Genomic DNA, 22,839 nt, shown 5'->3' with positions numbered 1-22,839 from the left:
AGAGACTACAGGCTCGAACCATACCCCAGGCAAGCATGCACGGTCAAAATCGTAAGATTTTAAATATAAAGAGGACTAACCCATAAAGGATTAGCCCTCTTTTTTTGAGATTGGGTATTTATGTCCCAGCCTCCTTTTGATTTACTGTGTATCCATAAATTTAGTAATATCTTTTAACTGCACATAGCCATCTGATACATACGCATCATTCATAGTAACTAAAGGATAAAACAGTTCGTCTTCTTGTATGCGTTCAATAAATTGTTGGTCATGGTCCGTTAAATTTTCTGTATCTTTTTCTATATCGATATAAGTAAATTCAAATTGCTTTTCAGGATATTTACGTTTTAATAATGGTTGTAACCAATCAAATGTATTACGCGAAGTTGGTGCATTAACACAACTTGCACATACAATATCTGCCCCATACACTACGACACTCACTTTATCCATATATCTTTCTCCTCTTTTGTCTTGATTTATAGATTTTTCACTACATTTCTATTATAATAAAAAGATAAGTAGAAAATGAAATAATTTACTTGAAAGGAGGCATTTTTATGCCAACTGAAAACGTAACGATGTTTGATCAAGTAGCAGAAGTTATCGAAAAACTGCGTCCCTTCTTATTACGCGACGGCGGTGACTGTTCACTAGTAGATGTCGAGGACGGTATTGTTAAATTACAATTACATGGTGCATGTGGTACATGCCCTAGTTCAACAATCACATTAAAAGCAGGTATCGAACGTGCTTTGCACGAAGAAGTACCAGGAGTAATCGAAGTAGAACAAGTATTCTAATAGATAGATTTACTATATATAAACATCAGGAAATTTAGTCGCTTTCGAACGCTTATTAACCTAGAACACAATGACAGTGTCCTAGGTTTTTTTTATTTTTAAGATGATTATAACTTTTGAACTAGAGTTTTAATATCTCGAATGTTTTATGCTTAATTTTATAAAAAAATCCTTTCAATAATATCATGAATAATGAGATTTGAAAGGATTTTTACATTCTACAAATTATTTTTTATGCATATGTTGATCAATACGTTCAGCGATGTATACCCAGCCTTTCCAGCCAATATGTACCGCATCACTTACTACGTATGGTTCATAATCTTTATCAGTCATGTTATACGTATGACCACCATGCTCAACAATGGTTTGATTAATCTTGTCATATACTTTTTGGCGTCTATCTTTTTTAATGCCAATGTGATCATACCATTTACCATTAGATGGCAGAATAATGTATTCAACATCTGCTCCCGCTTCGTTCAATGTATCTACTAATAATTCTAAATCATTAAATTCTGGCGAGTTCACTTTAAATTCATAGTTTCTATTAATTTTTCGTTTATGATTTTGAATTAAATCCCAGTATTCATCGCGAATACCAAACGCATTAGATTGCGTATGTTTTGAACCATAAGATGCAGCTTGTGATTTCAAGGTGCTCCATGATTCGTTTTTCGATTGAATTGGTTTAACATGCGATACTGGCGCAGTAGTCAAAGGGTATGGCGCTTTAAGCGACTCAATTTTTTTCAATTGATTGTCTTTAAATGGAGATAAATAATGATCATTATCTACATCTTTCCCTTGTGCTACTTGCTTTAAATAATCTCTATTCTCTACATCTTTAAATTGGAGCAATCGTTTAGCGTAGCGTTGTTTCAATTCTGGACTTAGGTGCCCTTGATTAAATAATTGATTTAATTGCGCCTTAGAAATTCGAGCTTTAAAATTTGACTGAGTTAAACCTTTTTTAGTAAACCACTGTGGTGACACAATAAATGCCATTTTCTTACCTTTTAAATGTTCATATTGTGAGCCAAGTTCTACCGCATTTACCAAATCAGTTGAGCCACCTGTACCGATTAAAAATGGTTTTTTCGGAACATCTTTCCTACCATCTAATATTAATGCTGGATTGAATGGATCATCTTTTTCTAATTCACTTGAACCGTAAATAGGATAATAAGCATTAGACTGATACATTTTATCTTGTATTAAGGTACCTTTTAATACTTGATCAGTTAGAGCAACACGTTGGGTAGTTAAGGTTTTTGAATTGATTAAACCAGTGAACCAGCTTGCTGGCGTTATGATAAATATGCCAAAAAGCATTAGGCTTATAATAATGGGTATAAATGGTTTTAGTTTCATCGTAATTCTTCTAATACCGCTACAATCTTATTAGGTGTCGCCCATTCATCTCTATCAAAATCCATAATTGAAACTTCTATATCCAGTTTGTTTTGTATTTCTAATAAAAGTCCAACTGTTTGGAATGAATCTATGATACCTTCTTCAAATAGTTCTATATCTGGATTCTCTTTAATAATATTATTTTCAGCAACTTCCGTTAATAAATCTAATACTTGATCTCTAAATTCCATAATAATTTCCTCCTAAATTTTTAAAACAGTTTCCCAGAAAAGATGAGAAAGCCAAATGTTACAAAATGGAATGTAACCACAATACTTAATATTGTTGTAAATTGATTTGACCACCTTGGCGGATGCGTTTTACGCCATTTTTCATAATAACCATAGCCAATAAATAGTGCTGCATGATATAAACCATATAAAATGTAATAAATTTCTAGGCCATGCCATACGCCCATGATTAAAAAGTTTAATGAAAAGGCAATATTAGACATTGTAAATTGATTTTTTAATAAACGTTTTTTAGACATAAAAAATAGTGATCGCATATAGATACAGTCTCTAAACCAAAACGATAATGACATATGCCATCTGTTCCAAAAGTCTTTAATATTTTTAGCTTTAAAAGGTTGCTTGAAGTTTTGTGGTGTTTGGATGCCATATAAATAACTAAATGCCATAGCAAATAAGGAATAACCAGCAAAATCAAAAAATAAATATAAGCTATAAGCATACATATACAACCATTTAGCTGTGAAGTTTGAAAAGTCCAGCAATAATGGATTAATTGCATAAACTTGTATTAAATAAGCAATAATATATTTATATAAAAAGCCTAACATGATGAAATGAATTGCTTTATTTAGCGATACACGATAATTTTCACTCGTCGGTATTTTAGTTTCATCTTTAACAAATCGCTTATATCGATCAATTGGTCCAGATGAAATAGTTGGAAAGAATGAGATAAATTGAAATACCTTTGCAATCTTAACTTCTTTTATTGAACCATCTCGTATTTCCATTAACAATTGAACACTTTTGAAAGTAACATAAGAGATACCCAAAAATCCTATTAATTCAATAACTTTATTTTCATGAAGCTTTAATTGCGCTGTACCAAACCATGAACTTTGCATTACTTTCACCACAACCAATGGCAATATGGATAAAGTAATCACTATGAAAAACTTCATAAATGAGTTGTTTTTTGAACGCGATTTCCAATAAAACATAATAATCGCGACTTGCCATATGAGGTATAACACAAAATTTATAAGTTGAACACTTAGAAATGTTTGACCAAATAAATTATGCTTATCAGATGAAAATATGAGAACAATCATAATAGCTGTACTAATACCGTTATATATGCGGCTTCTTTTTTCAAATAAACCTAATATAATCACCGGAATTAAAACTATCAGTGCTATAAGGAAGAACGTAAATGTGCCATATGGAATCATGTTAATATATCCTCAGCAATCTGTTTACGGTCTAATTTCCCATTAATTGTTAAAGGAAACTGATCTCTAAATATAATCTTTCTTGGAATCATATATTCGGGCATGGTTTGTTTAAGTTCTTGCTTAATATCATGTATCAATGTTTGTCGCTCATTATCATCATTTGATTGATTTAATACCACAACACCTTGTAATTGTGTCACTTTACCACTTTTGTATATTGGTACAACAATTGCTTCTTTCACTACATCAATTTGTCTTAAATGGAATTCTATTTCTTCCAACTCCATACGATATCCATTAAGTTTCACTTGAAAATCTATACGTCCCGTGATAAACCACAAGTCATCATTTACCGTTGCTTTATCACCTGTATAATATGCTCTACGCTGCTTTATGTCTTTAAACACTGCCTTAGAACGTTGTTCATCTTTGACATAACCTTCACTCACACATTGTCCTGAAATAACCAATTCTTCATTTTCTGCTAAAGTCAATTGTGTTCCCGGTCTCACTTTACCAACTGGTAATGGGTTATACTGATTAATGACTGCCTCAGTAATTAAAATACTCGTAACTGCAACGGTCGCTTCTGTAGGACCATAAGTATTATATATATATGCAGATGGAAAGCGTTGTAACAACATCTTAGCCGTTTTATGTGGCAAAATTTCTCCACAAAAGAAGAACTCTTTTAAACTTTCGTAGTGTTCTTCAGATAAATCAGGCAACATTAAACACATTTCCATAAAAGATGGAGTAGAGACCCAAACATTTATTTTAGCTTGCAGTAACATATCATTTAATAATTTAGGTTTACTAATCATCGTTTTATCGACTAAATTTAATGTTCCTCCAGTGGCCAAGCATGGATAAATTGCCATTACAGATAAATCAAATGAAAATGGTGCTTGATTTAACCATTGTTGATTCTCACCTATTTTATTTAAATCTATCATCCATTGTGTAAACTCATTGAGACTGTCATATCTAATTTGTACACCTTTAGGTTCCCCTGTAGAGCCTGATGTAAAAATAGTATATGCAATGTCACTACCGTTGATTTGTGACTCAAATCTATTAGGTATATCAACTTCATTGAATATATTTGTATCCAAAATATGTGCATGGTTTAAATCTAATTGCGTTTCGGTGGTATTCCAGATGTATTCAGGCTCAATTTTTTTAATAATAGATTTAATGCGATCTTCAGGCATTGAAATATCTAGTGGAACATAACCACAGCCCGCCTTAATACTTGCGATCATTCCTACAATCATAAATGGAGACATATGCCCATAAACGATTAAAGGCTTATATGAGTCTTTAATAAAATACGCCAATGCATCAGCATAACGATTCAATTCTCTGTATGTAAGCACGTCTTCATTATGCTTTACTGCAATTTGATCAGGGTAATGTTTTTCATTCTCAATTAATGAATAGATAATATCTTTCATACTTTTCTCCTCTATTAAAATTCATTATAAATAAAGTTATTATGCGTATCTCCAGAACCGTAAATTAAATATAAGGCTATAAAAATAGCAAAATATAATAATGTTAATAACCATGGTTTGAATTTTTGATAGGTTGTTTTATTTTCCATATCCTTACTCATTATTCACCTCTATATATTATTTATACTATTATTTTTTTATTACATAACTACTTTTTTGGTTGCGGTACTATTTACAGTATTTTAACATTTTACCAACTAATTATACATTTATTATGATGATGTGACAATCGAATAAAGTAATTTATATATAACAGAAATGTTAGTTCGTTTAAAATAGTAAACTGTTCAAAACATATTTATAATTAGTCTTCTCTGTTTATGTTTCAAAACATTGATTTAAAGCTATTATCGCTCTCTCTGATACTCCCTATGATTTCAAAACAACTAAAAAAACTATTGAATGATCATTCAATAGTTTTTCGTATATTTCCAATCAAATATTAGAATTTAATTGATTAACTTAATTTGTAAATTTCTTGTAAAGAAAAATCTATATTTCCATTTTCTTTCCTATTAATTTATCGGTGTCTTAGGTGGTTGATTATTTAATACACATCTTATATTATCTACACATAATTGAATCATTCGGTTTCTTGTAATGACGGAAGCACTGCCAATATGTGGCACAATAACGACATTATCCAACGCTAATAGTGGGTGATTCATATTGATTGGTTCCTCACGCAATACATCTAAGCCACATGCAGCAATTTCACCAGTTTCTAATGCAGTCGCTAGTGCTTGTTCATCGACAACAGCACCACGACCAATGTTGATAAAAATCGCATCATTTTTCATTTTTTTAAAAGCTGATTCATTAAACTTATTTTTTGTATCTTCAGTGAGTGGTGCAGTACAAATGATAAAGTCACTCTGTTCTAATAATGTATCAAACGGCACATATAAGGCACCTAATGCTTTTTCAGTATCTTCATGTCTGGAACGATTGTGATACATAATATTTGTATTAAAGCCCTTTAACCTTCTAGCAAAGGCTTTACCAATTTCACCCATGCCATAAATACCTACATTAGCGTTGCTTAAGTCTTTTCCTGCAAATAAATAAGGCCCCCAACTTTGCCACTGACCATTTTGGACATATTTCTCTGCTTCTACTATGCGTCTCGCTACTGCTAGCATAAGTGTAAATCCAAGTTCTGCTGTCGTTTCTGTTAAGACACTTGGTGTATTCGTTGCGATGATACCTTTTTTATTCACAAGATCAATATCAATATTATCAAAACCAACGGCCATATTTGCAACGATTTTTAGATTCGGTGATGCAGCTATGACTTCTTGGTCTATTTTTTCACTTAATGTTATAAAACAAGCTGTTGCATCTTTAATCGCCTCTAAAAATTGTACTCTAGGCATAGGAACGAGAGATTCATCCCACATTTCGACATGCGCAATTGTTTCTAATTGTTCTACAAACGGTTGTGGTATTTTTCGTGTAACAACGATTTTATCCATCCAAACACTCCTATTTTTCGAGTTCTTTAATTACTTTAATTAAATCTTTAAATGAATATGTCGGTGGTACAGATTTCTTATCTATTTCTTCTTTTGTCGTAACACCTGTTTGTACATGAATGGTATCTATATCTACATTAATCCCAGACATAATATCTGTATCATATAAATCCCCTACCATTGCAACATCTGAAGGATCTAAATTTAAAATATCCAATGCTTTATTCATGATAATTGGTTCTGGTTTACCAATAAATATAGGTTGGACACCTGTTGAAACAGTAACAACACTCGTAATTGCTCCATTCCCAGGTAAAAAGCCTCGTTCTTTAGGAATAGATACATCTTGGTTTGTCGAAATAAATTTCGCCCCATTACGCACACCCAATGTTGCGGTTGAAAGCTTTTCATACGTAACGGCTTCATCCAAGCCAATGACGACATAGTCTACAAATTCATCATCTTTAAGCACTAAATCTTGTGCTGTTAATGCATTTGCTAAACCACTTCCACCTAACATGTATACTGTTGCTCCAGGTGACGCTTCTGCAATGAATTCTGCTGTTGCTAAAGCGGATGTAACTACTTCTTCTGCCTGTGCAACGACTCCCATTTGATTTAATTTAGCCGCAACTTCTTCTGGTTCTTTTGTTGAATTATTTGTTACATATAAATGAGGTATTTGATGTTCATTTAAATATGAAATAAATTGTGCAGCTCCGTCTATTGCTTCATTACCTTTATACATCGTTCCATCTAAATCAATAAGGTATGCTTTGTAGTTTTTCATAATGTCTTATTCTCCTTTTTTACCAAAAGCTGTGATTGGAACATCTTCGCTCTTTAAAAACTGTATTACTTCATCAATGTAGTTTTGATAATATGGTACTGTTTCATCAAACAGCGCTATCAATGCAGTTGACTCAAGTTCATCATAATAATAGACAAACTGTTTTCTTACATCAACGGTTTGATTAATTTGAGTTTGTGTATTCTCAGAGATAGCCTTTTCTAACGCTAAAATATCTATAACGTCTTTATAATTACCAGGATCTCTAAGAATAAATCCATCTATAATCATATTACCAATGTCTACAGCTGACTCAATCAACATTTGTGCAATACGTTCAAATGCATAATGATTATCTTTATTGTTAGGATAATCTTGAATTAATTGTTGTAAATAATTTAATTTTGTATTCAATTGATCTTTATTAACAAAATACATTATAGTCACCCCTATCAATCTCATCATACCATACCTTTGCAGACAAATTCATTTATGGTTATACTGTAAATTAAGACTTTTTAGTAATATAAAATAAGCTTGAATTAAATAAATCCACATATTGTTAGGAGTTTGAAAATGATTGATATGTATCTTTATGATGACGATGAATCCGCACAAGTACAATTTGTTGGTTTCGTTGGTGAACATAGTCGCTATGATTTAATGCTCGTCCAAACGAACCGTCATTTTGGTAAAACAATCGTCCTTAACATGCAAACAAATAAATTTGGAATTATAGGTACAGATGATTTAGAAGAAGAGGGCTATATTGCATATATTCTTGGTGTATCTGATATAGAAGGCAATGAAATTACAGAGTATTTAAATGAAGTCATTCAATAACAAAGTCATTTACCCGCTAGTTCAAGTAAAATACAATTTACAAAAAAACAAACCAAATGCGCTAAAACGCTTTGGTTTGTTTTTTATTTAAACGATTAAATCATTATCTATTTGCATATGTTATTTTTCTGATTGTTGGATACTTGGTTGGATTTTAACATCTTGTAGCTTATCTTCTTCAATCATGGCATCACTAGGAGTTATTTCATTTTCTTCTAATAATGTTTTAAGTTCGTTTTCTGGAATACGTCTTAAGATAAAGTAAGCGCAGCCAAAATTACAATATTCTAGTAAATAATCTTGTATCGTTGAAAACCGCTTGCTTAACTCTGCCTTCTTATTACTATCATTATAAAATCCTTTTAATCTCAATTGCTCATATCCAAAATCACCAACAATGAAATCATATTTATCCAAAATATCAGAATAACGATTTGCAAAGGTTTCTTCTTCAAAACACTCTCTATATTCTTCTATTATCTCAAAGTAATGTCCATTTACTTTTATCATATTATTCACCTAATCTATGTCATTTTTGATCATCTTAGCTTACTCCCTAAATCATCTAAATGACTCATATATTAATGTCGTATTTCTAATAAAGACTTAGTTCATATATATTACGCATTGTGTAATCATATACCATGAACTAAGTCTTATTTTAATTATTTATTCATATCAGTTCCAATTTCAGTACCTAGCTTTTCTTCTCCGATGCGGTGTTTTTCTTTTGCTGCTTCATTTACTTGCTCGTCCGCATGATACGAACTTCTTACAAGTGGCCCTGCTTGGCAATGTTTAAACCCTTTATCCATTGCTACTTTTCTTAATTTACCAAACTCTAATGGTGTATAATATTTTTCAACTTTTAAGTGTTTACGTGAAGGCTGTAAATATTGGCCTATTGTTAAAATATCTACATCATTTGCACGTAGGTCATCCATTGTTTCATAAATTTCCTCATGTGTTTCACCTAAACCTACCATTAAGCTTGATTTTGTAGGGATATCAGGTTGCAATTCTTTTGAACGTCTTAAGAACTCTAACGTACGATCATAAGTCGCTCTAGCACGAACTCTTGGTGTCAAACGGCGGACTGTTTCGATGTTATGGTTTAAAATATCTGGTTTAGATGCCATTAATGTTTCTAAAGCATCATAATCTCCACCCATATCTGAAGGTAAGATTTCAATTGATGTGAATGGGTTACGTTCACGCACTTTACGCACTGTTTCAGCGTATACGTTTGAACCTGCATCTCTTAAATCATCACGCGCAACTGCAGTAATAACAACATGCTTTAAATTCATTAACTCTACTGATTCTGCCACGCGTTCTGGCTCATCTAAATCTAATTCGTTTGGTAATCCAGTCTTAACTGCACAGAAACGACAAGCTCGTGTACAAACTGCACCTAGTATCATAAATGTTGCAGTGCGGCGTTCACCCCAACACTCATGTATATTAGGACATTTTGCTTCTTCACAAACTGTATGTAAATTCTTTTCGCGCATCATTTTCTTAAGACCAGTATAGTTTTCGTTAGTATTTAGTTTTATTTTTAACCAATCTGGTTTACGTAAAATTTCTTCATTTTTAGTAGCCATAACATGACAATCCTCCTGATTTGAAATCTCTAACCATTATAACGAAATTTCTTGTAAATGAAAACGTATTATTACATCAATTTAATATTCTAACAATTTCTCTTTGAAAATATCTCTTAAAAACTCTGGCATTAAATAATCTATAGACTGATCTTTTAACATAGGGAAATATCTGCCAAACGTATACATGTCTACTGTGCCTAAGATATATGTTCGCTCATTATCAATTTCTTCCCCATTAATAAAATAGCGTGATTCAGACTCAATGAATCCAAGATTATATAAAATATAACCTCCAAAAATATCGCCTCTAAATCCTAATCCTTGTGCATGTTCATTTAGATATTCTTGTTTTTGACTTTTAATCACTACTTGTTTCAATTCTTGACCACTTAATTTTATACGCACCGCATTAATTGGATGTGGTAACATTTGATGGATATCATATTCTGTTACACAATCGGCAGCAATTCCTTTTACAATCAAACCTGCATTAATAATTGTACAGTCAGCATTCGTAAATTCAAATAAACTTTCTGCTAACATATGCGACGTTTGTGAAATCATATTGGTTCTTCTAGGTAATATCATAGGGTGGTCAATGATAGCATCACTGAGTAGTTTTTTTCCTTCTTCCTCAAAATGCGTTGCTACTTCAGGAAGCTGATCTACTGGATGTATAACCGCCGTTTTATTCACAATGACATTGTCTTCTATTTCAAGTGTAACTTCACCTAGAAAATGGCCATATTTACCTGCCGCTGCCATGAGTACACCATGATTAACCTCACCATTTTCAAAATAATGATGCGTATGACTACCTAAAATCAAATCAATTTCAGGTATTTCCTGACATAACTTTTCGTCAAAAAACACACCTACATGGCTCATAATAATTAATAAATCATAAGCACCTTCATTGGCACTGACTTCGTCTTTAATTGCTTCCAATGGATTCGTCACAATCCAGTCAAGCGCTCTATAAAAAGGCGTAAATGGTGCAGTTGCAGCTACAAATAATATACGTACCCCGTCGATCACCTTAATAATTGATGAAGACATATTTCTTGGTAATTGGCCACGTTCATTAAAAACATTAGCACATGTTACATCAAAATTTGCATCGTCGTACAATGTATTCAATGCATCATGCGAAATCGTCATGCCTTCGTTATTTCCAATTGTCGCTATATTACACTGCGCTTCGTTTAACAATTGTACATTCTTAATGCCCATCGTTGCCTCAGTAACGGGCGCTGATAAATCGACATGGTCTCCTATATCTAAATAGAGTGAGGGATGATCTAGTTTGGGTCTCTCTTGAACTAAATACTCAGTGATACGTGCGTATTCATGGAGATGACTATGTATATCATTTGTATGATAAATCGTTAATTTCATCTATTTTCCCTCCTCTTAATTTATAAAAATGATTTGATTATTAAATATATACCCATCATCAGCATAACTGTTCGCAACAATGTTACTACTGTATTGGATTTGACTGATCGATTGACTTTCACACCAATTTTCGCTCCGAAATAACTTGCAATAATTAATACAAGTCCATATCCCCAAGCTACATGCCCCTGTGCTATATGGCCTACAGAACTCATTACACTCGAGAAGAAAATCATCATCATACTCGTGCCTACTGCCACATGTGGTGGAAATCTAAATACAATTAACATCAATGGTGTCATTAATGCGCCACCGCCGATACCAAATAAACCTGTTAATATACCAATAAATAATGTAGCGATAAATGCAACTATAGGCGGTACGTGATAGTGATACGTCTTTCCTTCACCATCTACATAAGTTCTTTCATATTGTGGTTTCGCAAATACTTTCAATGGTTTTATCTTATTTCTAACCATGAGAATAATTGAAACTAGTATCAAAAACATCCCAAAATATAAATTAAAGGACTCTAATGTAAGATAACGACTGACAATCGAACCAATCAACGAACCTGGAAGTAATCCAATTAAAAATATCGAACCATTCTTTACATCAACTTGTTTCGTCTTAAGATAATCAAGTGTGGAAGATAAGCCCGTTACAATTAATATAACAGAAGATGTTCCAATTGCAATTTGTGGTGTAATTCCCTGTAGCAAATCATTATCAACACCTAGATATACAATTGTAGGAACAATGATAATTCCACCACCAATACCTACTAACGAACCAATAACTGCTGACAAACCACCAATTAAAATCAATAATATCATTGTTAACATCTTATCGCTCCTAGAATAATTTTAATTGCTGTGGTGCTAACCCTTCGTAATCTATGCCCAACAAACGTTGGTACGTTTTTGCATTCTGTGCGGCATGGCCCCCAGAATTATTATTAAATACAACATAAATCTTTTTAGCCTTATGTTGTAATAATTCAACCTTGTTCACTAAATCTTGTAGTTCTTGCTCACTATAATCATATAAATATCTAACATCTCTCCAAGCTTCATCTGTCATATCCTTTTTGGTCCATCCATGAACATTCCGACCATGATAGCGAACAAATGCAGTTCCATTCGTTATTCGATTGATTAACGGAATAGAACCTTGACCCGCCTGTGGTTCATCACAAACTGCATGGATAATCTGTTGCTGTGTTAAAAAAGCTAATGTTTCTTCTTTAAATTTTTCATTAAACCAAGATTGATTTCTAAATTCTACACAAATTGGAAAATCTTTTAACTGTTCTCGTACATACCTGATGTATGTAATATTGGGTAACGTACAATCAAACCATGGTGGAAATTGTACCAACACCATAGCAAGTTTGTTTTCATTTTTTAATGGTTTTAACATGTCCTTAAATTGATCAAAAAGCATTTGTCTCGTTTCTGCATAGTCATGAAAATCAGCATGAAGTGTTAATGCTTGATGTATTTTAACGATAAATTCAAACCGTTCTGGTGTTTCTTTAATCCATTTCCTTATATTTCTTTCAGGTTGTATCGCATAATACGTTGCATCGAGTTCTACTATTGGAAAATGACTTGCGTATGTAACTAACTTATCTGTTTTCCTTTGTAAATCCTCATATAATGTATCGTGATCGCCCCAACCTGTTAATCCAATATTTATCATAATATCACCAAATTAATGATACCATAGATGATTTATGAGATTCACTTGATTAAATTCACTTTACATTATCTTTAAACGACTATATGGATATACCTTAAAAATTTTCATAAAAATAAGGCTAGCATCTCAACCATTAATTAAGATTTCTAGCCTCACTGTAATTAGTATTTACATTCTGCAATTAAACTAAGTTAATCGTTTAATAATTCATTGGCTTCTTTAATGATATTTTCTACCAATGTCCAAGCTGAAATATGTTGTGCAAGCCTTGGACTTTGTCCACTCCACAAATGTGTCCATTGCGCATTGCCAACATTAGCCGCAGCCTTACGGATCGCACTCGTCAGTTGGTTTTGTATTGGATAATCAGGGATTTCATCGTCATATTCCTTCATCTTATGAATAAATTCATTATCTATTCCTCTAGCTGGCTTACCTGTAAAGACATTAGTAACAACTGTATCCGTTTCTTCACTTTGACTAATTGCATCTTTATAAAGTTCGCTTGCACCACTCTCATCTGATGTTAAAAATGCTGTGCCCATTTGAATACCTTCTGCACCCAATGCCATACTTGCCACTAATCCTCTACCATCCATAATACCACCTGCTGCTATAACGGAAATGTTGACGTGGTCGACCATTTGTGGCACTAACGACATCGTTCCAATTAATGGTGTAAGCTGACTTGTATTTTCTGAAAAAGCTCCTCTATGTCCACCTGCTTCACTACCTTGTGCGATTACAACATCCATGCCTGCGTGCTCATTTGCAATCGCTTCTTCAATGGTCGTTGCCGTGCCAATCAATGTGATGTGACGCGCTTTTAATCTTTCTATAATGTCTTGCTCAGGTATACCAAAAGTAAATGACACAATTGGAACACCTTTGTCTATAATTATTTCAATAGCATCTTCAAATTGCTGTTTTTCAGTCATATTCACCACGGGTTCTTCTATGTTAAATGCACGACGATAAGGTCTCAACCACGCATTCATATGTTCAACTTTTTCAGGAATATATAATTTCTCACTTGGTACAAACAGATTTACAGCATAAGGCAAGTCTGTTAACTCTTGCACATAAGTAATTTCCTGTTCTAATCTATGCGGACTAAAATATCCAGCTCCAATCGTTCCTAACCCACCAGCATTACTAACCGTAGCAACCAATTCAGGCGTTGTAGAACCTGCCATTCCTGCTTGAATAATTGGATATTTGATATTTAATAATCCGGTGACTCTAGAAGATAATCTCATAACAACAAACTCCTTTAACTCACATTTAAGACGAACCACTATGGTTGCTGACTGATTTATTCCCTTTTAGAAATGAACTACCAATAAATCGAGTGGTTTTTACATGTCTTATATAATTTAACACCATCTGTTACTATACTCTTTTTTGCTGTACTTCTATTTTTTCATTTTCTTCTTCATCCATCTCATCTTCTATTTCCATTCCTAACATTTCTTCAATCAAATCTTCATGAGAAACAATCGCATCTGTTCCACCATATTCATCCAACACTATCGCTAAATGTTTGCGTGATACCGTCATTTTTCTTAATACCCACTCTGCACGATTGTGTTCATTAACAAATAAAGGCTCAGACGTATATTTTAAAATGTCATTATCCGGCTCACGACTCCATGCCAGTAAGTATTTGGAATGGAATATACCAATGACATCATCGATATCTTCATCGTAGACAGGATATCTTGTATACGGATTTGAAACCACTGTATCATATGCATCGTCGTATGAAATATCTGAAGGGAAAGCAGTTACATTAACACGTGGTGTCGTATCAATATCTGTAATCTTTAACTGTTCAAAATCCATGACACCTTGTAAACGATTGCGTTCCATTTCATTAAAAGCGCCTTCGCTACCAGCAATTGTCACCATCTGTCTGATTTCTTCCTTAGAAAAGCGTTTTGTTTCATCTGTACCGTTTGATAACGCTCTGTTTATAGCATCTGTTAAAGCATTTAATAACTTAGTAATAGGTTTAAAGATAATGACAAAAAACGCGATTGGTGTATAAACCAACCGTGACATTCTATCTGGGTACGTCGCCGCTATCGATTTCGGTATGACCTCTGAAATAACAATAATAGCTACAGTAGTAATTGCCGATGCAACCCCGACATTAACGCCTATATCAACTGCTAAAATCGTAACAAGCGTCGGTAACATAATATTTGCAATATTGTTCCCTATTAAAATAGTAGTAATGAACTCGCTGGGCTTACTTAATAGCCTTGCAAGCCTTCCAGCTTTTTTATTGCCTTGTTGCGCATCCGTTTGTATCTTCATCCTGTTTGCAGCTGTGAGTGCCGTTTCACTTCCAGAAAAGAAAAACGAAGCAAACAAAAGAATGATTATAGCAATAATCATCAGTGCATAACTCCTTTAATAATCATTATTAAATCACTTCATATTTTGTAAATAAATTCCCTATTCACAAGAATTATAAACACCCATTAATTGTTGTTCATCAAAAAACATAGCCATCATCATTAAATAAGACAATATCAGAATACTTCTCTTTTCAGCATGCCCATGTTAAACTACGTTATCATCATTTGCTTCATAAAATTTCAAAGTAACAAACTTAGCTAATCGGGAGTGATTATATGGCAAAGGTAACGCAATGCCAAAGTTGTGGTATGCCACTTGATAAAAAAACACCAGCTGGTACAGAAAGTGATGGAACATTATCGGAAAAATACTGTCATCATTGTTATCAAAATGGTGCGTTTACAATGCATTTAGATTTTGACGCTATGTACGAATATAATTTAAAAAGATTCCAAGCGTCCGATATGAATAAGATTCAAAAATTCTTTTTAAATAAAATGTATACCAAAAAATTCATGGCAAAATTGGATCGCTGGCGTAATTAACACCTATTAAACAATCATATGTAAAATAAACACACACACTATATGTTGGATACTTCCAACGTTTAGCGTGTGTGTTTATATTTTATCAACGACAGGTAACGGTCAAATAAACTTAGCCGATACTGCCTTCCATTTCAAATTTGATTAAACGGTTCATTTCAACGGCATATTCCATTGGAAGCTCTTTAGTGAATGGTTCAATGAATCCCATAACAATCATTTCAGTTGCTTCTTCTTCTGAAATACCACGACTCATCAAGTAGAATAATTGTTCTTCAGAAACTTTTGAAACCTTCGCTTCGTGTTCTAAAGAAATATTGTCATTAAATACTTCATTATAAGGAATCGTATCTGAAGTAGACTCATTATCTAAAATTAAAGTATCACATTCGATGTTTGAACGTGCACCTTTTGCTTTACGTCCAAAGTGAACGATACCACGGTAAACTACTTTACCGCCGTCTTTAGAAATAGATTTAGAGACAATCGTTGAAGACGTGTTAGGTGCTTTATGAATCATCTTAGCCCCTGCATCTTGTACTTGTCCTTTACCTGCAAAAGCGATAGATAATGTACTACCTTTAGCACCTTCACCCATTAATACACAGTTTGGATATTTCATTGTTAACTTAGAACCTAAGTTACCATCGACCCATTCCATATTACCATTTTCATATACTAATGTACGCTTAGTCACTAAGTTATACACATTGTTTGCCCAGTTTTGAATTGTTGTATAACGCACATGTGCATCTTTATGAACAATAATTTCAACAACGGCTGAGTGTAATGAACTTGTTGAATAAACAGGTGCTGTACAACCTTCAACATAGTTTACTGATGCACCTTCGTCAGCAATGATTAATGTACGCTCAAATTGTCCCATATTTTCTGAATTAATACGGAAATAAGCTTGTAACGGTGTATCTAATTTAATGTTCTTAGGAACATATATGAAAGAACCACCAGACCATACAGCTGAGTTTAACGCTGAGAATTTATTATCCGCAGCGGGTACAACTGTAGAAAAATATTCTCTAAATAAGTCTTCATTTTCTCTTAAAGCACTGTCTGTATCTTTGAATATAATACCTTTATCTTCAAGTTCTTTTTCCATATTATGATAAACAACTTCAGATTCATATTGTGCAGATACACCAGCAAGATATTTTTGTTCAGCTTCTGGAATACCTAATTTATCAAACGTACGTTTGATTTCTTCAGGTACTTCATCCCAAGAACGTTCTGTGTTTTCAGAAGGTTTAACATAATAAGTGATATCATCAAAATCTAATTCTGATAAATCCCCACCCCATTGTGGCATAGGCATTTTATAGAATTGCTTTAATGATTTTAATCTATAATTAAGCATCCATTCTGGTTCATCTTTCATGTTTGAAATTTCACGGACAATATTTTCCGTCAAACCGCGTTCTGATCTAAAAATAGAAACATCTTCGTCATGGAAACCATATTGGTAATTTCCAACATCAGGTGCTTTTTTAGCCATTTAAATCACTCCTCTTATATATTAAAAAAACGACTTACGTGCAAGATCATTTGTGTATTTGTTGTTATTCGTTGTTTAAAGAGCCAATGTATTCAACATTCACGTACATTTGTAAATCATGATGTACTTCCTAGTTTGAATGGAATTTTACACATTGTCAATTTATCGACTTTTGCCTTTGGAGCTCTCCTTAGTCTTCAGTACTGCCTTCTTTTTCAACTGTACCCTTTTCTAAGGCTTTCCATGCTAACGTAGCACATTTAATTCGTGCAGGGAATTGTGCAACGCCTTGTAACGCCTCGATATCGCCCATATCTTCACTAATCTCATAATCTTCACCAAGCATCATTTTTGAGAATTCTTGACTCATTTTCATTGCGTCTGCTAAGGAATGACCTTTTACCGCTTCAGTCATCATTGAAGCACTAGACATTGAAATTGAACAACCTTCTCCATCAAATTTTGCATCTTTGATAAAACCATCTTCAATGTCAAATGTAAGATGAATACGGTCCCCACACGTTGGATTGTTCATGTCTACAGTCATAGAACCATTATCTAAAGCTCCTTTGTTTCTAGGACTTTTGTAATGATCCATTATCACTGAACGATACAACTGATTTAAATTATTAAAATTCATATGAGAAAAACTCCTTCGTTTGTTTCAACGCTTCGACGAGTTGATCAATATCTTCTTGCGTGTTGTAAATATAAAAACTTGCACGTGCTGTAGAAGATTGGTTCAACCATTTCATAAGTGGTTGCGCACAGTGATGGCCTGCTCTTACAGCAACTCCTTCTGTATCTACGGCAGTAGCCACATCATGTGCATGTACATCTGTCATATTGAAAGTAATCACACCGGCACGTCTATCTTTTGCAGGTCCATATATTTCAATACCATCTATTTCTGACATCTTGTCGTAAGCATATTGTGTTAACGCTGTTTCATGTTGTTGAATTGCTTCAAAACCTAAGTGTTCTATATATCTAATCGCTTCTGCTAAGCCGATTGCTTGTGCTATTAAAGGCGTACCTGCTTCAAATTTAGTAGGTAAGTCTGCCCAAGAAGCATCATATTTGCTTACGAAATCGATCATATCTCCACCAAATTCAATAGGCTCCATTTTATTAAGGAATGCGCGCTTACCGAATAAGACACCGATACCTGTTGGCCCAAGCATTTTATGACCACTAAAGCTGTAAAAATCAACATCTAAACTTTGCATATCAAGTGCCATATGAGGTGCACCTTGTGCACCATCCACGCTAATAATTGCACCATGTTGATGTGCAACTTCAGCGATAGCTTTAACATCATTAATTGTACCTAGTACGTTAGAAACATGCGTGACAGCAACGATTTTAGTGTTGTCATTGATCGTCGCTTTAACATCTTCTAATGCTAATTCTCCATCATCCGTCATTGGAATGAATTTTAGGGTCGCATTTTTACGTTTAGCCAATTGTTGCCACGGTACAATATTAGCATGATGTTCCATTTCAGTAACAACAATCTCATCACCTTCAGTAACATTTGCGTCACCATAGCTGTGCGCAACTATATTAATAGAAGCTGTTGTACCTCTAGTGAAAATGATTTCTTCAAAATATTTAGCATTTATAAAACGTCTTACCGTTTCACGTGCACCTTCATAACCATCTGTTGCCAATGATCCAAGTGTGTGAACACCACGGTGAACATTTGAGTTATAACGTTTGTAATAATCTGCCATAACATCTATCACTTGAACGGGCGTTTGACTCGTAGCACTCGTGTCTAAATACGCTAATCTATGACCGTTAACTTGTTGGTTGAGAATAGGGAAATCTTTTATAATTTCAGTAACATTTAAAGTATCAGTCAAATTATTCACAGGCCTTCCTTAATTAAGAATCAATAATCAGACCTTAGTAAAGGTTAAATTATAACTTGTAAAACGTACTTCATAACACTGTCCATACGTTTAAATTTTGACATCACAATTTAATTACTACTGTCCTTGACGCATTGTCTTTATATATTATTTATTTACTTTAAGTTCAATCACTTCACGTAATTGACGTTTCACATCTTCAATTGGTAATTCACGTACTACTGGGTCTAAGAAACCATGAATGACTAAACGCTCAGCCTCTTGACGAGAAATACCACGACTCATTAAATAATAAAGCTGTTCTGGATCTACACGGCCTACAGATGCTGCATGTCCTGCTTCTACATCATCTTCATCAATTAATAAAATCGGGTTAGCATCTCCTCGAGCATTTTCAGAAAGCATTAATACACGAGACTCTTGGTTTGCATTGGATTTCGTACCGCCATGTTTAATGTAACCAATACCATTAAATACTGTTGATGCACTTTCAAGCATAACACCATGTTTTAAGATATAACCGATTGTTTCTTTACCATACTGAACTATTTTAGAAGTTAGGTTAATTTTTTGGCTTCCAGTTCCTATTACTACTGATTTCAATTCACTTTCAGAACGGTCACCAATTAAATTTGTTGTATTATCAATAATTTGGCTACCTTCATTCATAAGACCTAGTGCCCAATTAATCTTCGCATCAGCATCTGTTGTACCACGACGTATGATGTGACCAGTAAAGCCTTTATCTAAATAGTCAACTGAACCATAAGTGATTTTGGCATTAGCACCTGCAATCACTTCTGAAATAATATTTAATTGATTTCCTTCACCATCAGCATTTGATAAATAGTTTTCTACATATGTTACTTCAGCACTTTCTTCAGCAACAATAATGACATGATTATAGAAACTAGCTTGGTTATCATCATGTAACACGACGTATTGAATCGGATGTTCTACAACAACGTTTTTAGGAACATAAACAAACATACCGCCATTTAATAATGCAGTGTGCAATGCAGTTAGTCTATGTTCATCTACAGCAACTGCTTCTTTCATGAAATATTGTTTAACTAAATCAGGGTGGTTCACTAAGGCGTCTGATAAGCCTTCTACAAGCACGCCGTCATTTTTTGCAGAATCAGAAACTTTGGCGAAAGCCAATGTATTATTGTGTTGTATAATTAAGTTTTCTGAGTTTTCTATATCAATAATTTCTTTAACCGCTTCTGGTAGTTCCTCTAATGCGTTATAAATGTCGCCTGTCGTTTCGTGCTGTTTAAATGAGTCGAAGTCCCATCTATTAATTTTTGTTTTATCTGGTTTTGGCATTTCTAAAGTTTCAGTTAATTTCAACGCTTCTTTTCGTAATTCTGTTAACCAAGCAGGTTCTTTATGGGCTTGTGAATACTCAACTAGTTGCGCTTCAGAAATGTTCAAAGTTTCAGTCGTCATACTTTTTTCCTCCCATTGATGATTATATGATTTAATTCATCGGTATAAATCAAGACCTTAAATCTTCATCTAAATTAATATATTTCATATGAGTTGAGACTTATTCTGTAGCACCGAACTCTTCTTTAACCCATTCATAACCTTCTTCTTCAAGACGCTTAGCTAACTCTGGTCCACCAGAAGTTACAACTTTACCACCGAACATAACATGTACATGGTCTGGCGTTATATAGTTTAATAAACGTTGATAGTGCGTGATAATTAATGAGCCGAATGCTTCTCCACGCATTTTATTGATTCCTTTAGAAACAACTTTCAATGCATCGATATCTAGACCTGAATCTATTTCATCTAAAATCGCAAACTTAGGTTCTAACATCATTAATTGAAGGATTTCATTACGTTTTTTCTCTCCGCCAGAAAAGCCTTCGTTTAAGTAACGTTGTGCCATATCTTGATCAATATCTAAATAACCCATTTCTTTATCAAGTTTCTTGATAAATTGCATTAGATTAATTTCTTCGCCTTCTTCACGTTTTGCATTAATTGCTGAACGCATGAAGTCTGCATTCGTTACACCAGTGATTTCTGATGGATATTGCATAGCTAAGAAGAGGCCAGCTTTTGCACGCTCGTCAACTTCTAATTCTAAAACGTTCACACCGTCTAGAAGTACTTCCCCTTGTGTAACTTCAAAGCTAGGGTGTCCCATGATTGCAGATGATAACGTTGATTTACCTGTACCATTCGGTCCCATAATTGCGTGTATTTCACCAGTGTTAATTGTTAAGTTAACACCTTTTAGAATCTCTTTATCTTCTATAGACACATGTAGGTCTTTAATTTCTAATGTTGATGGCATACATATTCCCTCCGTATTATATGATATGTTTTTCTTATCTAGTTTATAATAATTTTAATTTATAGTCAAAAGACTGAGCACTTCTTACATCATTTAATTATAACGTAGTTATATATGAATATAAACCTTTTCTAGTGCTAAATTAAAATCGTTATTAAAACACAATTATTTTCGATAATAATTGTAAGAATTTCATAACTGATAATAATAGCAACATTGTTCTCAATAATGATTCACACCAATAAGTACAAAAATATATACAAAAACATGTATTTTATCGCACGTGTTTCATTATTATAATCGTTCATATTATGCTATTATCATTTGTACATTTTATTTAAGAAAGGAATTGAATATGTCAAAAATCAAATGGTCAAATCTTTGGAAAGGTTTTGCGATGGGTACTACCGATCTCGTACCTGGTGTCAGTGGCGGAACTATCGCCCTCTTGCTAGGTATATACGATGATTTTATAAGGTCAGTTAGCGGTATTTTTTCAAAGCGTTTTTGGGAAAGTTTGAAATTTTTACTCCCTATAGGAGTGGGGATGGTAATTGCAATTGGTTTACTAAGCAAAGTAATCAATTACTTACTTAGCGCGCATACGGTACCAACCATGTTCTTTTTCGTAGGGCTAATTGCTGGTATCATTCCCTATTTATTGAAAACATCCCACTTCAAGCACACTTTTAATGTGATGCATTACTCACTTTTAATAACAGGCATCATCATCATTGTTGTTATTACGTTATTAAATAATGGCGATAAACATGCGGGTGAATCACTAAGCCATTCTACTGGTCTCATACTAAAATATTTTATAGCCGGTGCTTGCGCTTCAAGTGCAATGTTATTGCCAGGTATTTCAGGTTCATTCATGTTACTCGTGTTTGGTGTTTACGGTACTGTTATGTATGCCATTTCTGAATTTGTTTCACTTAATTTTGCCGCAATACCTATTTTAGTTACTGTTGGTTGTGGCGTATTATTTGGATTCTTATTATCTAGTAAATTAATCCAATATTTATTGTCTTATCATACTTATTTAACATACGCTTTAATCATAGGATTCGTCATCGGCTCGCTTTATGCCGTATTTCCAGGATTGCCAGACACAATGATGACATGGATCATCTCAATCATCACACTCATTTTAGGATTTGGGATTAGTTACAGATTAGGTAAAATCACCTCAGATTAATCATTACTTGCGCAAATATCATGTCACTGAACAACAC

Annotated in this window: 25 protein-coding genes; 4 read left to right on the top strand and 21 right to left on the bottom strand. The window is 33.6% G+C overall.

What is annotated here, in order from left to right:
- Positions 1-141: 141 nt before the first annotated feature.
- Positions 142-453 (bottom strand): YuzD family protein, encoded by a 312-nt coding sequence (locus BTJ66_RS11625; protein ID WP_099091112.1) that lies wholly within the window; start codon positions 451-453, stop codon positions 142-144.
- A 107-nt stretch (positions 454-560) separates the two neighbouring features.
- Between BTJ66_RS11625 and BTJ66_RS11620 the strand changes: the two genes are divergently transcribed.
- Positions 561-803, top strand: coding sequence for a NifU family protein (locus BTJ66_RS11620; RefSeq protein ID WP_002483816.1), 243 nt, complete (start codon positions 561-563; stop codon positions 801-803).
- A 225-nt stretch (positions 804-1,028) separates the two neighbouring features.
- Here BTJ66_RS11620 and dltD read toward each other — a convergent pair whose 3' ends face one another.
- From dltD to BTJ66_RS11580, 8 genes are all read right to left on the bottom strand, one after another.
- A complete protein-coding gene (dltD, locus tag BTJ66_RS11615; RefSeq protein ID WP_099091111.1) occupies positions 1,029-2,177 on the bottom strand; it encodes a D-alanyl-lipoteichoic acid biosynthesis protein DltD in 1,149 nt (382 codons plus the stop codon).
- Positions 2,174-2,410: a D-alanine--poly(phosphoribitol) ligase subunit 2 gene (gene dltC, locus BTJ66_RS11610; RefSeq protein WP_099091110.1), complete on the bottom strand. Its 237-nt coding sequence runs from the start codon at positions 2,408-2,410 to the stop codon at positions 2,174-2,176. Before dltC ends, dltD begins: the two co-directional genes overlap by 4 nt.
- 20 nt (positions 2,411-2,430) lie before the next feature.
- Positions 2,431-3,645 carry a D-alanyl-lipoteichoic acid biosynthesis protein DltB gene (gene dltB / locus BTJ66_RS11605; protein WP_099091109.1) on the bottom strand — a complete coding sequence of 405 codons (1,215 nt, stop codon included), beginning with the start codon at positions 3,643-3,645 and terminating at the stop codon, positions 2,431-2,433.
- Complete coding sequence (gene dltA, locus BTJ66_RS11600; RefSeq protein ID WP_099091108.1) at positions 3,642-5,105, bottom strand: D-alanine--poly(phosphoribitol) ligase subunit DltA; 1,464 nt, start codon at positions 5,103-5,105, stop codon at positions 3,642-3,644. The genes dltB and dltA overlap by 4 nt, the downstream gene beginning before the upstream one ends.
- Before the next feature lie 14 nt (positions 5,106-5,119).
- Positions 5,120-5,266, bottom strand: coding sequence for a teichoic acid D-Ala incorporation-associated protein DltX (locus BTJ66_RS11595; protein WP_099091107.1), 147 nt, complete (start codon positions 5,264-5,266; stop codon positions 5,120-5,122).
- A 414-nt stretch (positions 5,267-5,680) separates the two neighbouring features.
- Complete coding sequence (locus tag BTJ66_RS11590; protein WP_099091106.1) at positions 5,681-6,640, bottom strand: 2-hydroxyacid dehydrogenase; 960 nt, start codon at positions 6,638-6,640, stop codon at positions 5,681-5,683.
- Positions 6,641-6,650: 10 nt separating this feature from the next.
- Positions 6,651-7,430, bottom strand: coding sequence for a TIGR01457 family HAD-type hydrolase (locus tag BTJ66_RS11585; protein WP_099091105.1), 780 nt, complete (start codon positions 7,428-7,430; stop codon positions 6,651-6,653).
- Between the two features lie 6 nt (positions 7,431-7,436).
- Complete coding sequence (locus BTJ66_RS11580; RefSeq protein WP_099091104.1) at positions 7,437-7,868, bottom strand: DUF86 domain-containing protein; 432 nt, start codon at positions 7,866-7,868, stop codon at positions 7,437-7,439.
- A gap of 138 nt (positions 7,869-8,006) precedes the next feature.
- On the opposite strand from BTJ66_RS11580, the gene BTJ66_RS11575 reads away from it, so the two are divergent.
- Positions 8,007-8,273: a DUF3055 domain-containing protein gene (locus BTJ66_RS11575; RefSeq protein WP_099091103.1), complete on the top strand. Its 267-nt coding sequence runs from the start codon at positions 8,007-8,009 to the stop codon at positions 8,271-8,273.
- A gap of 120 nt (positions 8,274-8,393) precedes the next feature.
- On the opposite strand, the gene BTJ66_RS11570 is transcribed toward BTJ66_RS11575, so the two are convergent.
- The 7 genes from BTJ66_RS11570 to BTJ66_RS11540 form a co-directional block, all read right to left on the bottom strand.
- Positions 8,394-8,783 (bottom strand): YutD family protein, encoded by a 390-nt coding sequence (locus BTJ66_RS11570; protein WP_099091102.1) that lies wholly within the window; start codon positions 8,781-8,783, stop codon positions 8,394-8,396.
- 155 nt (positions 8,784-8,938) lie between these two features.
- Positions 8,939-9,880 (bottom strand): lipoyl synthase, encoded by a 942-nt coding sequence (gene lipA, locus BTJ66_RS11565; RefSeq protein WP_099091101.1) that lies wholly within the window; start codon positions 9,878-9,880, stop codon positions 8,939-8,941.
- Positions 9,881-9,961: 81 nt separating this feature from the next.
- Complete coding sequence (locus BTJ66_RS11560; protein ID WP_099091100.1) at positions 9,962-11,281, bottom strand: bifunctional metallophosphatase/5'-nucleotidase; 1,320 nt, start codon at positions 11,279-11,281, stop codon at positions 9,962-9,964.
- A 20-nt stretch (positions 11,282-11,301) separates the two neighbouring features.
- Positions 11,302-12,126 (bottom strand): sulfite exporter TauE/SafE family protein, encoded by an 825-nt coding sequence (locus BTJ66_RS11555; protein WP_099091099.1) that lies wholly within the window; start codon positions 12,124-12,126, stop codon positions 11,302-11,304.
- Between the two features lie 10 nt (positions 12,127-12,136).
- Entirely contained in the window at positions 12,137-12,985 is an 849-nt protein-coding gene (locus BTJ66_RS11550) for a DUF72 domain-containing protein (RefSeq protein ID WP_099091098.1), read from the bottom strand.
- A 191-nt stretch (positions 12,986-13,176) separates the two neighbouring features.
- Positions 13,177-14,244 carry an NAD(P)H-dependent flavin oxidoreductase gene (locus BTJ66_RS11545; protein WP_099091097.1) on the bottom strand — a complete coding sequence of 356 codons (1,068 nt, stop codon included), beginning with the start codon at positions 14,242-14,244 and terminating at the stop codon, positions 13,177-13,179.
- A gap of 133 nt (positions 14,245-14,377) precedes the next feature.
- Complete coding sequence (locus tag BTJ66_RS11540; RefSeq protein ID WP_099091096.1) at positions 14,378-15,388, bottom strand: hemolysin family protein; 1,011 nt, start codon at positions 15,386-15,388, stop codon at positions 14,378-14,380.
- 239 nt (positions 15,389-15,627) lie between these two features.
- On the opposite strand from BTJ66_RS11540, the gene BTJ66_RS11535 reads away from it, so the two are divergent.
- A complete protein-coding gene (locus tag BTJ66_RS11535; protein ID WP_099091095.1) occupies positions 15,628-15,897 on the top strand; it encodes a zinc ribbon domain-containing protein in 270 nt (89 codons plus the stop codon).
- 112 nt (positions 15,898-16,009) lie between these two features.
- Here BTJ66_RS11535 and sufB read toward each other — a convergent pair whose 3' ends face one another.
- From sufB to sufC, 5 genes are all read right to left on the bottom strand, one after another.
- A complete protein-coding gene (gene sufB / locus BTJ66_RS11530) occupies positions 16,010-17,407 on the bottom strand; it encodes a Fe-S cluster assembly protein SufB (protein ID WP_099091094.1) in 1,398 nt (465 codons plus the stop codon).
- A gap of 190 nt (positions 17,408-17,597) precedes the next feature.
- Positions 17,598-18,047: a Fe-S cluster assembly sulfur transfer protein SufU gene (gene sufU / locus BTJ66_RS11525; protein ID WP_099091093.1), complete on the bottom strand. Its 450-nt coding sequence runs from the start codon at positions 18,045-18,047 to the stop codon at positions 17,598-17,600.
- On the bottom strand, positions 18,037-19,275 hold the full coding sequence (locus BTJ66_RS11520) for a cysteine desulfurase (protein WP_420801887.1): 1,239 nt from the start codon (positions 19,273-19,275) through the stop codon (positions 18,037-18,039). The genes sufU and BTJ66_RS11520 overlap by 11 nt, the downstream gene beginning before the upstream one ends.
- Before the next feature lie 156 nt (positions 19,276-19,431).
- The gene (gene sufD / locus BTJ66_RS11515; RefSeq protein WP_099091091.1) at positions 19,432-20,739 is read right to left on the bottom strand and encodes a Fe-S cluster assembly protein SufD; all 1,308 of its coding nucleotides are present in this window, start codon (positions 20,737-20,739) and stop codon (positions 19,432-19,434) included.
- Positions 20,740-20,839: 100 nt separating this feature from the next.
- Positions 20,840-21,601, bottom strand: coding sequence for a Fe-S cluster assembly ATPase SufC (gene sufC / locus BTJ66_RS11510; RefSeq protein WP_099091090.1), 762 nt, complete (start codon positions 21,599-21,601; stop codon positions 20,840-20,842).
- Between the two features lie 355 nt (positions 21,602-21,956).
- Between sufC and popT the strand changes: the two genes are divergently transcribed.
- A complete protein-coding gene (gene popT / locus BTJ66_RS11505) occupies positions 21,957-22,802 on the top strand; it encodes a polyprenyl-phosphate transporter PopT (RefSeq protein WP_099091089.1) in 846 nt (281 codons plus the stop codon).
- Positions 22,803-22,839 lie beyond the last annotated feature (37 nt).

The sequence above is a fragment of the Staphylococcus edaphicus genome, assembly GCF_002614725.1.
Lineage (GTDB): Bacteria > Bacillota > Bacilli > Staphylococcales > Staphylococcaceae > Staphylococcus > Staphylococcus edaphicus.
The sequence above is the reverse complement of the archived record's forward strand: the minus strand, read 5'-3'. Positions and strand labels throughout refer to the sequence as shown.

What these genes read in the sequence shown, in the direction of transcription:
- BTJ66_RS11625 (WP_099091112.1), bottom strand. Translation starts at nt 453, where the DNA reads ATGGATAAAGTGAGTGTCGTAGTGTATGGGGCAGATATTGTATGTGCA.
- BTJ66_RS11540 (WP_099091096.1), bottom strand. Translation starts at nt 15,388, where the DNA reads ATGATTATTGCTATAATCATTCTTTTGTTTGCTTCGTTTTTCTTTTCT.
- BTJ66_RS11550 (WP_099091098.1), bottom strand. Translation starts at nt 12,985, where the DNA reads ATGATAAATATTGGATTAACAGGTTGGGGCGATCACGATACATTATAT.
- BTJ66_RS11570 (WP_099091102.1), bottom strand. Translation starts at nt 8,783, where the DNA reads ATGATAAAAGTAAATGGACATTACTTTGAGATAATAGAAGAATATAGA.
- dltD (WP_099091111.1), bottom strand. Translation starts at nt 2,177, where the DNA reads ATGAAACTAAAACCATTTATACCCATTATTATAAGCCTAATGCTTTTT.
- BTJ66_RS11535 (WP_099091095.1), top strand. Translation starts at nt 15,628, where the DNA reads ATGGCAAAGGTAACGCAATGCCAAAGTTGTGGTATGCCACTTGATAAA.
- BTJ66_RS11590 (WP_099091106.1), bottom strand. Translation starts at nt 6,640, where the DNA reads ATGGATAAAATCGTTGTTACACGAAAAATACCACAACCGTTTGTAGAA.
- BTJ66_RS11585 (WP_099091105.1), bottom strand. Translation starts at nt 7,430, where the DNA reads ATGAAAAACTACAAAGCATACCTTATTGATTTAGATGGAACGATGTAT.
- BTJ66_RS11545 (WP_099091097.1), bottom strand. Translation starts at nt 14,244, where the DNA reads ATGAGATTATCTTCTAGAGTCACCGGATTATTAAATATCAAATATCCA.
- sufB (WP_099091094.1), bottom strand. Translation starts at nt 17,407, where the DNA reads ATGGCTAAAAAAGCACCTGATGTTGGAAATTACCAATATGGTTTCCAT.
- BTJ66_RS11580 (WP_099091104.1), bottom strand. Translation starts at nt 7,868, where the DNA reads ATGTATTTTGTTAATAAAGATCAATTGAATACAAAATTAAATTATTTA.
- BTJ66_RS11560 (WP_099091100.1), bottom strand. Translation starts at nt 11,281, where the DNA reads ATGAAATTAACGATTTATCATACAAATGATATACATAGTCATCTCCAT.
- BTJ66_RS11555 (WP_099091099.1), bottom strand. Translation starts at nt 12,126, where the DNA reads ATGTTAACAATGATATTATTGATTTTAATTGGTGGTTTGTCAGCAGTT.
- BTJ66_RS11575 (WP_099091103.1), top strand. Translation starts at nt 8,007, where the DNA reads ATGATTGATATGTATCTTTATGATGACGATGAATCCGCACAAGTACAA.
- sufU (WP_099091093.1), bottom strand. Translation starts at nt 18,047, where the DNA reads ATGAATTTTAATAATTTAAATCAGTTGTATCGTTCAGTGATAATGGAT.
- BTJ66_RS11620 (WP_002483816.1), top strand. Translation starts at nt 561, where the DNA reads ATGCCAACTGAAAACGTAACGATGTTTGATCAAGTAGCAGAAGTTATC.
- sufC (WP_099091090.1), bottom strand. Translation starts at nt 21,601, where the DNA reads ATGCCATCAACATTAGAAATTAAAGACCTACATGTGTCTATAGAAGAT.
- lipA (WP_099091101.1), bottom strand. Translation starts at nt 9,880, where the DNA reads ATGGCTACTAAAAATGAAGAAATTTTACGTAAACCAGATTGGTTAAAA.
- BTJ66_RS11595 (WP_099091107.1), bottom strand. Translation starts at nt 5,266, where the DNA reads ATGAGTAAGGATATGGAAAATAAAACAACCTATCAAAAATTCAAACCA.
- dltB (WP_099091109.1), bottom strand. Translation starts at nt 3,645, where the DNA reads ATGATTCCATATGGCACATTTACGTTCTTCCTTATAGCACTGATAGTT.
- popT (WP_099091089.1), top strand. Translation starts at nt 21,957, where the DNA reads ATGTCAAAAATCAAATGGTCAAATCTTTGGAAAGGTTTTGCGATGGGT.
- sufD (WP_099091091.1), bottom strand. Translation starts at nt 20,739, where the DNA reads ATGACGACTGAAACTTTGAACATTTCTGAAGCGCAACTAGTTGAGTAT.
- dltA (WP_099091108.1), bottom strand. Translation starts at nt 5,105, where the DNA reads ATGAAAGATATTATCTATTCATTAATTGAGAATGAAAAACATTACCCT.
- dltC (WP_099091110.1), bottom strand. Translation starts at nt 2,410, where the DNA reads ATGGAATTTAGAGATCAAGTATTAGATTTATTAACGGAAGTTGCTGAA.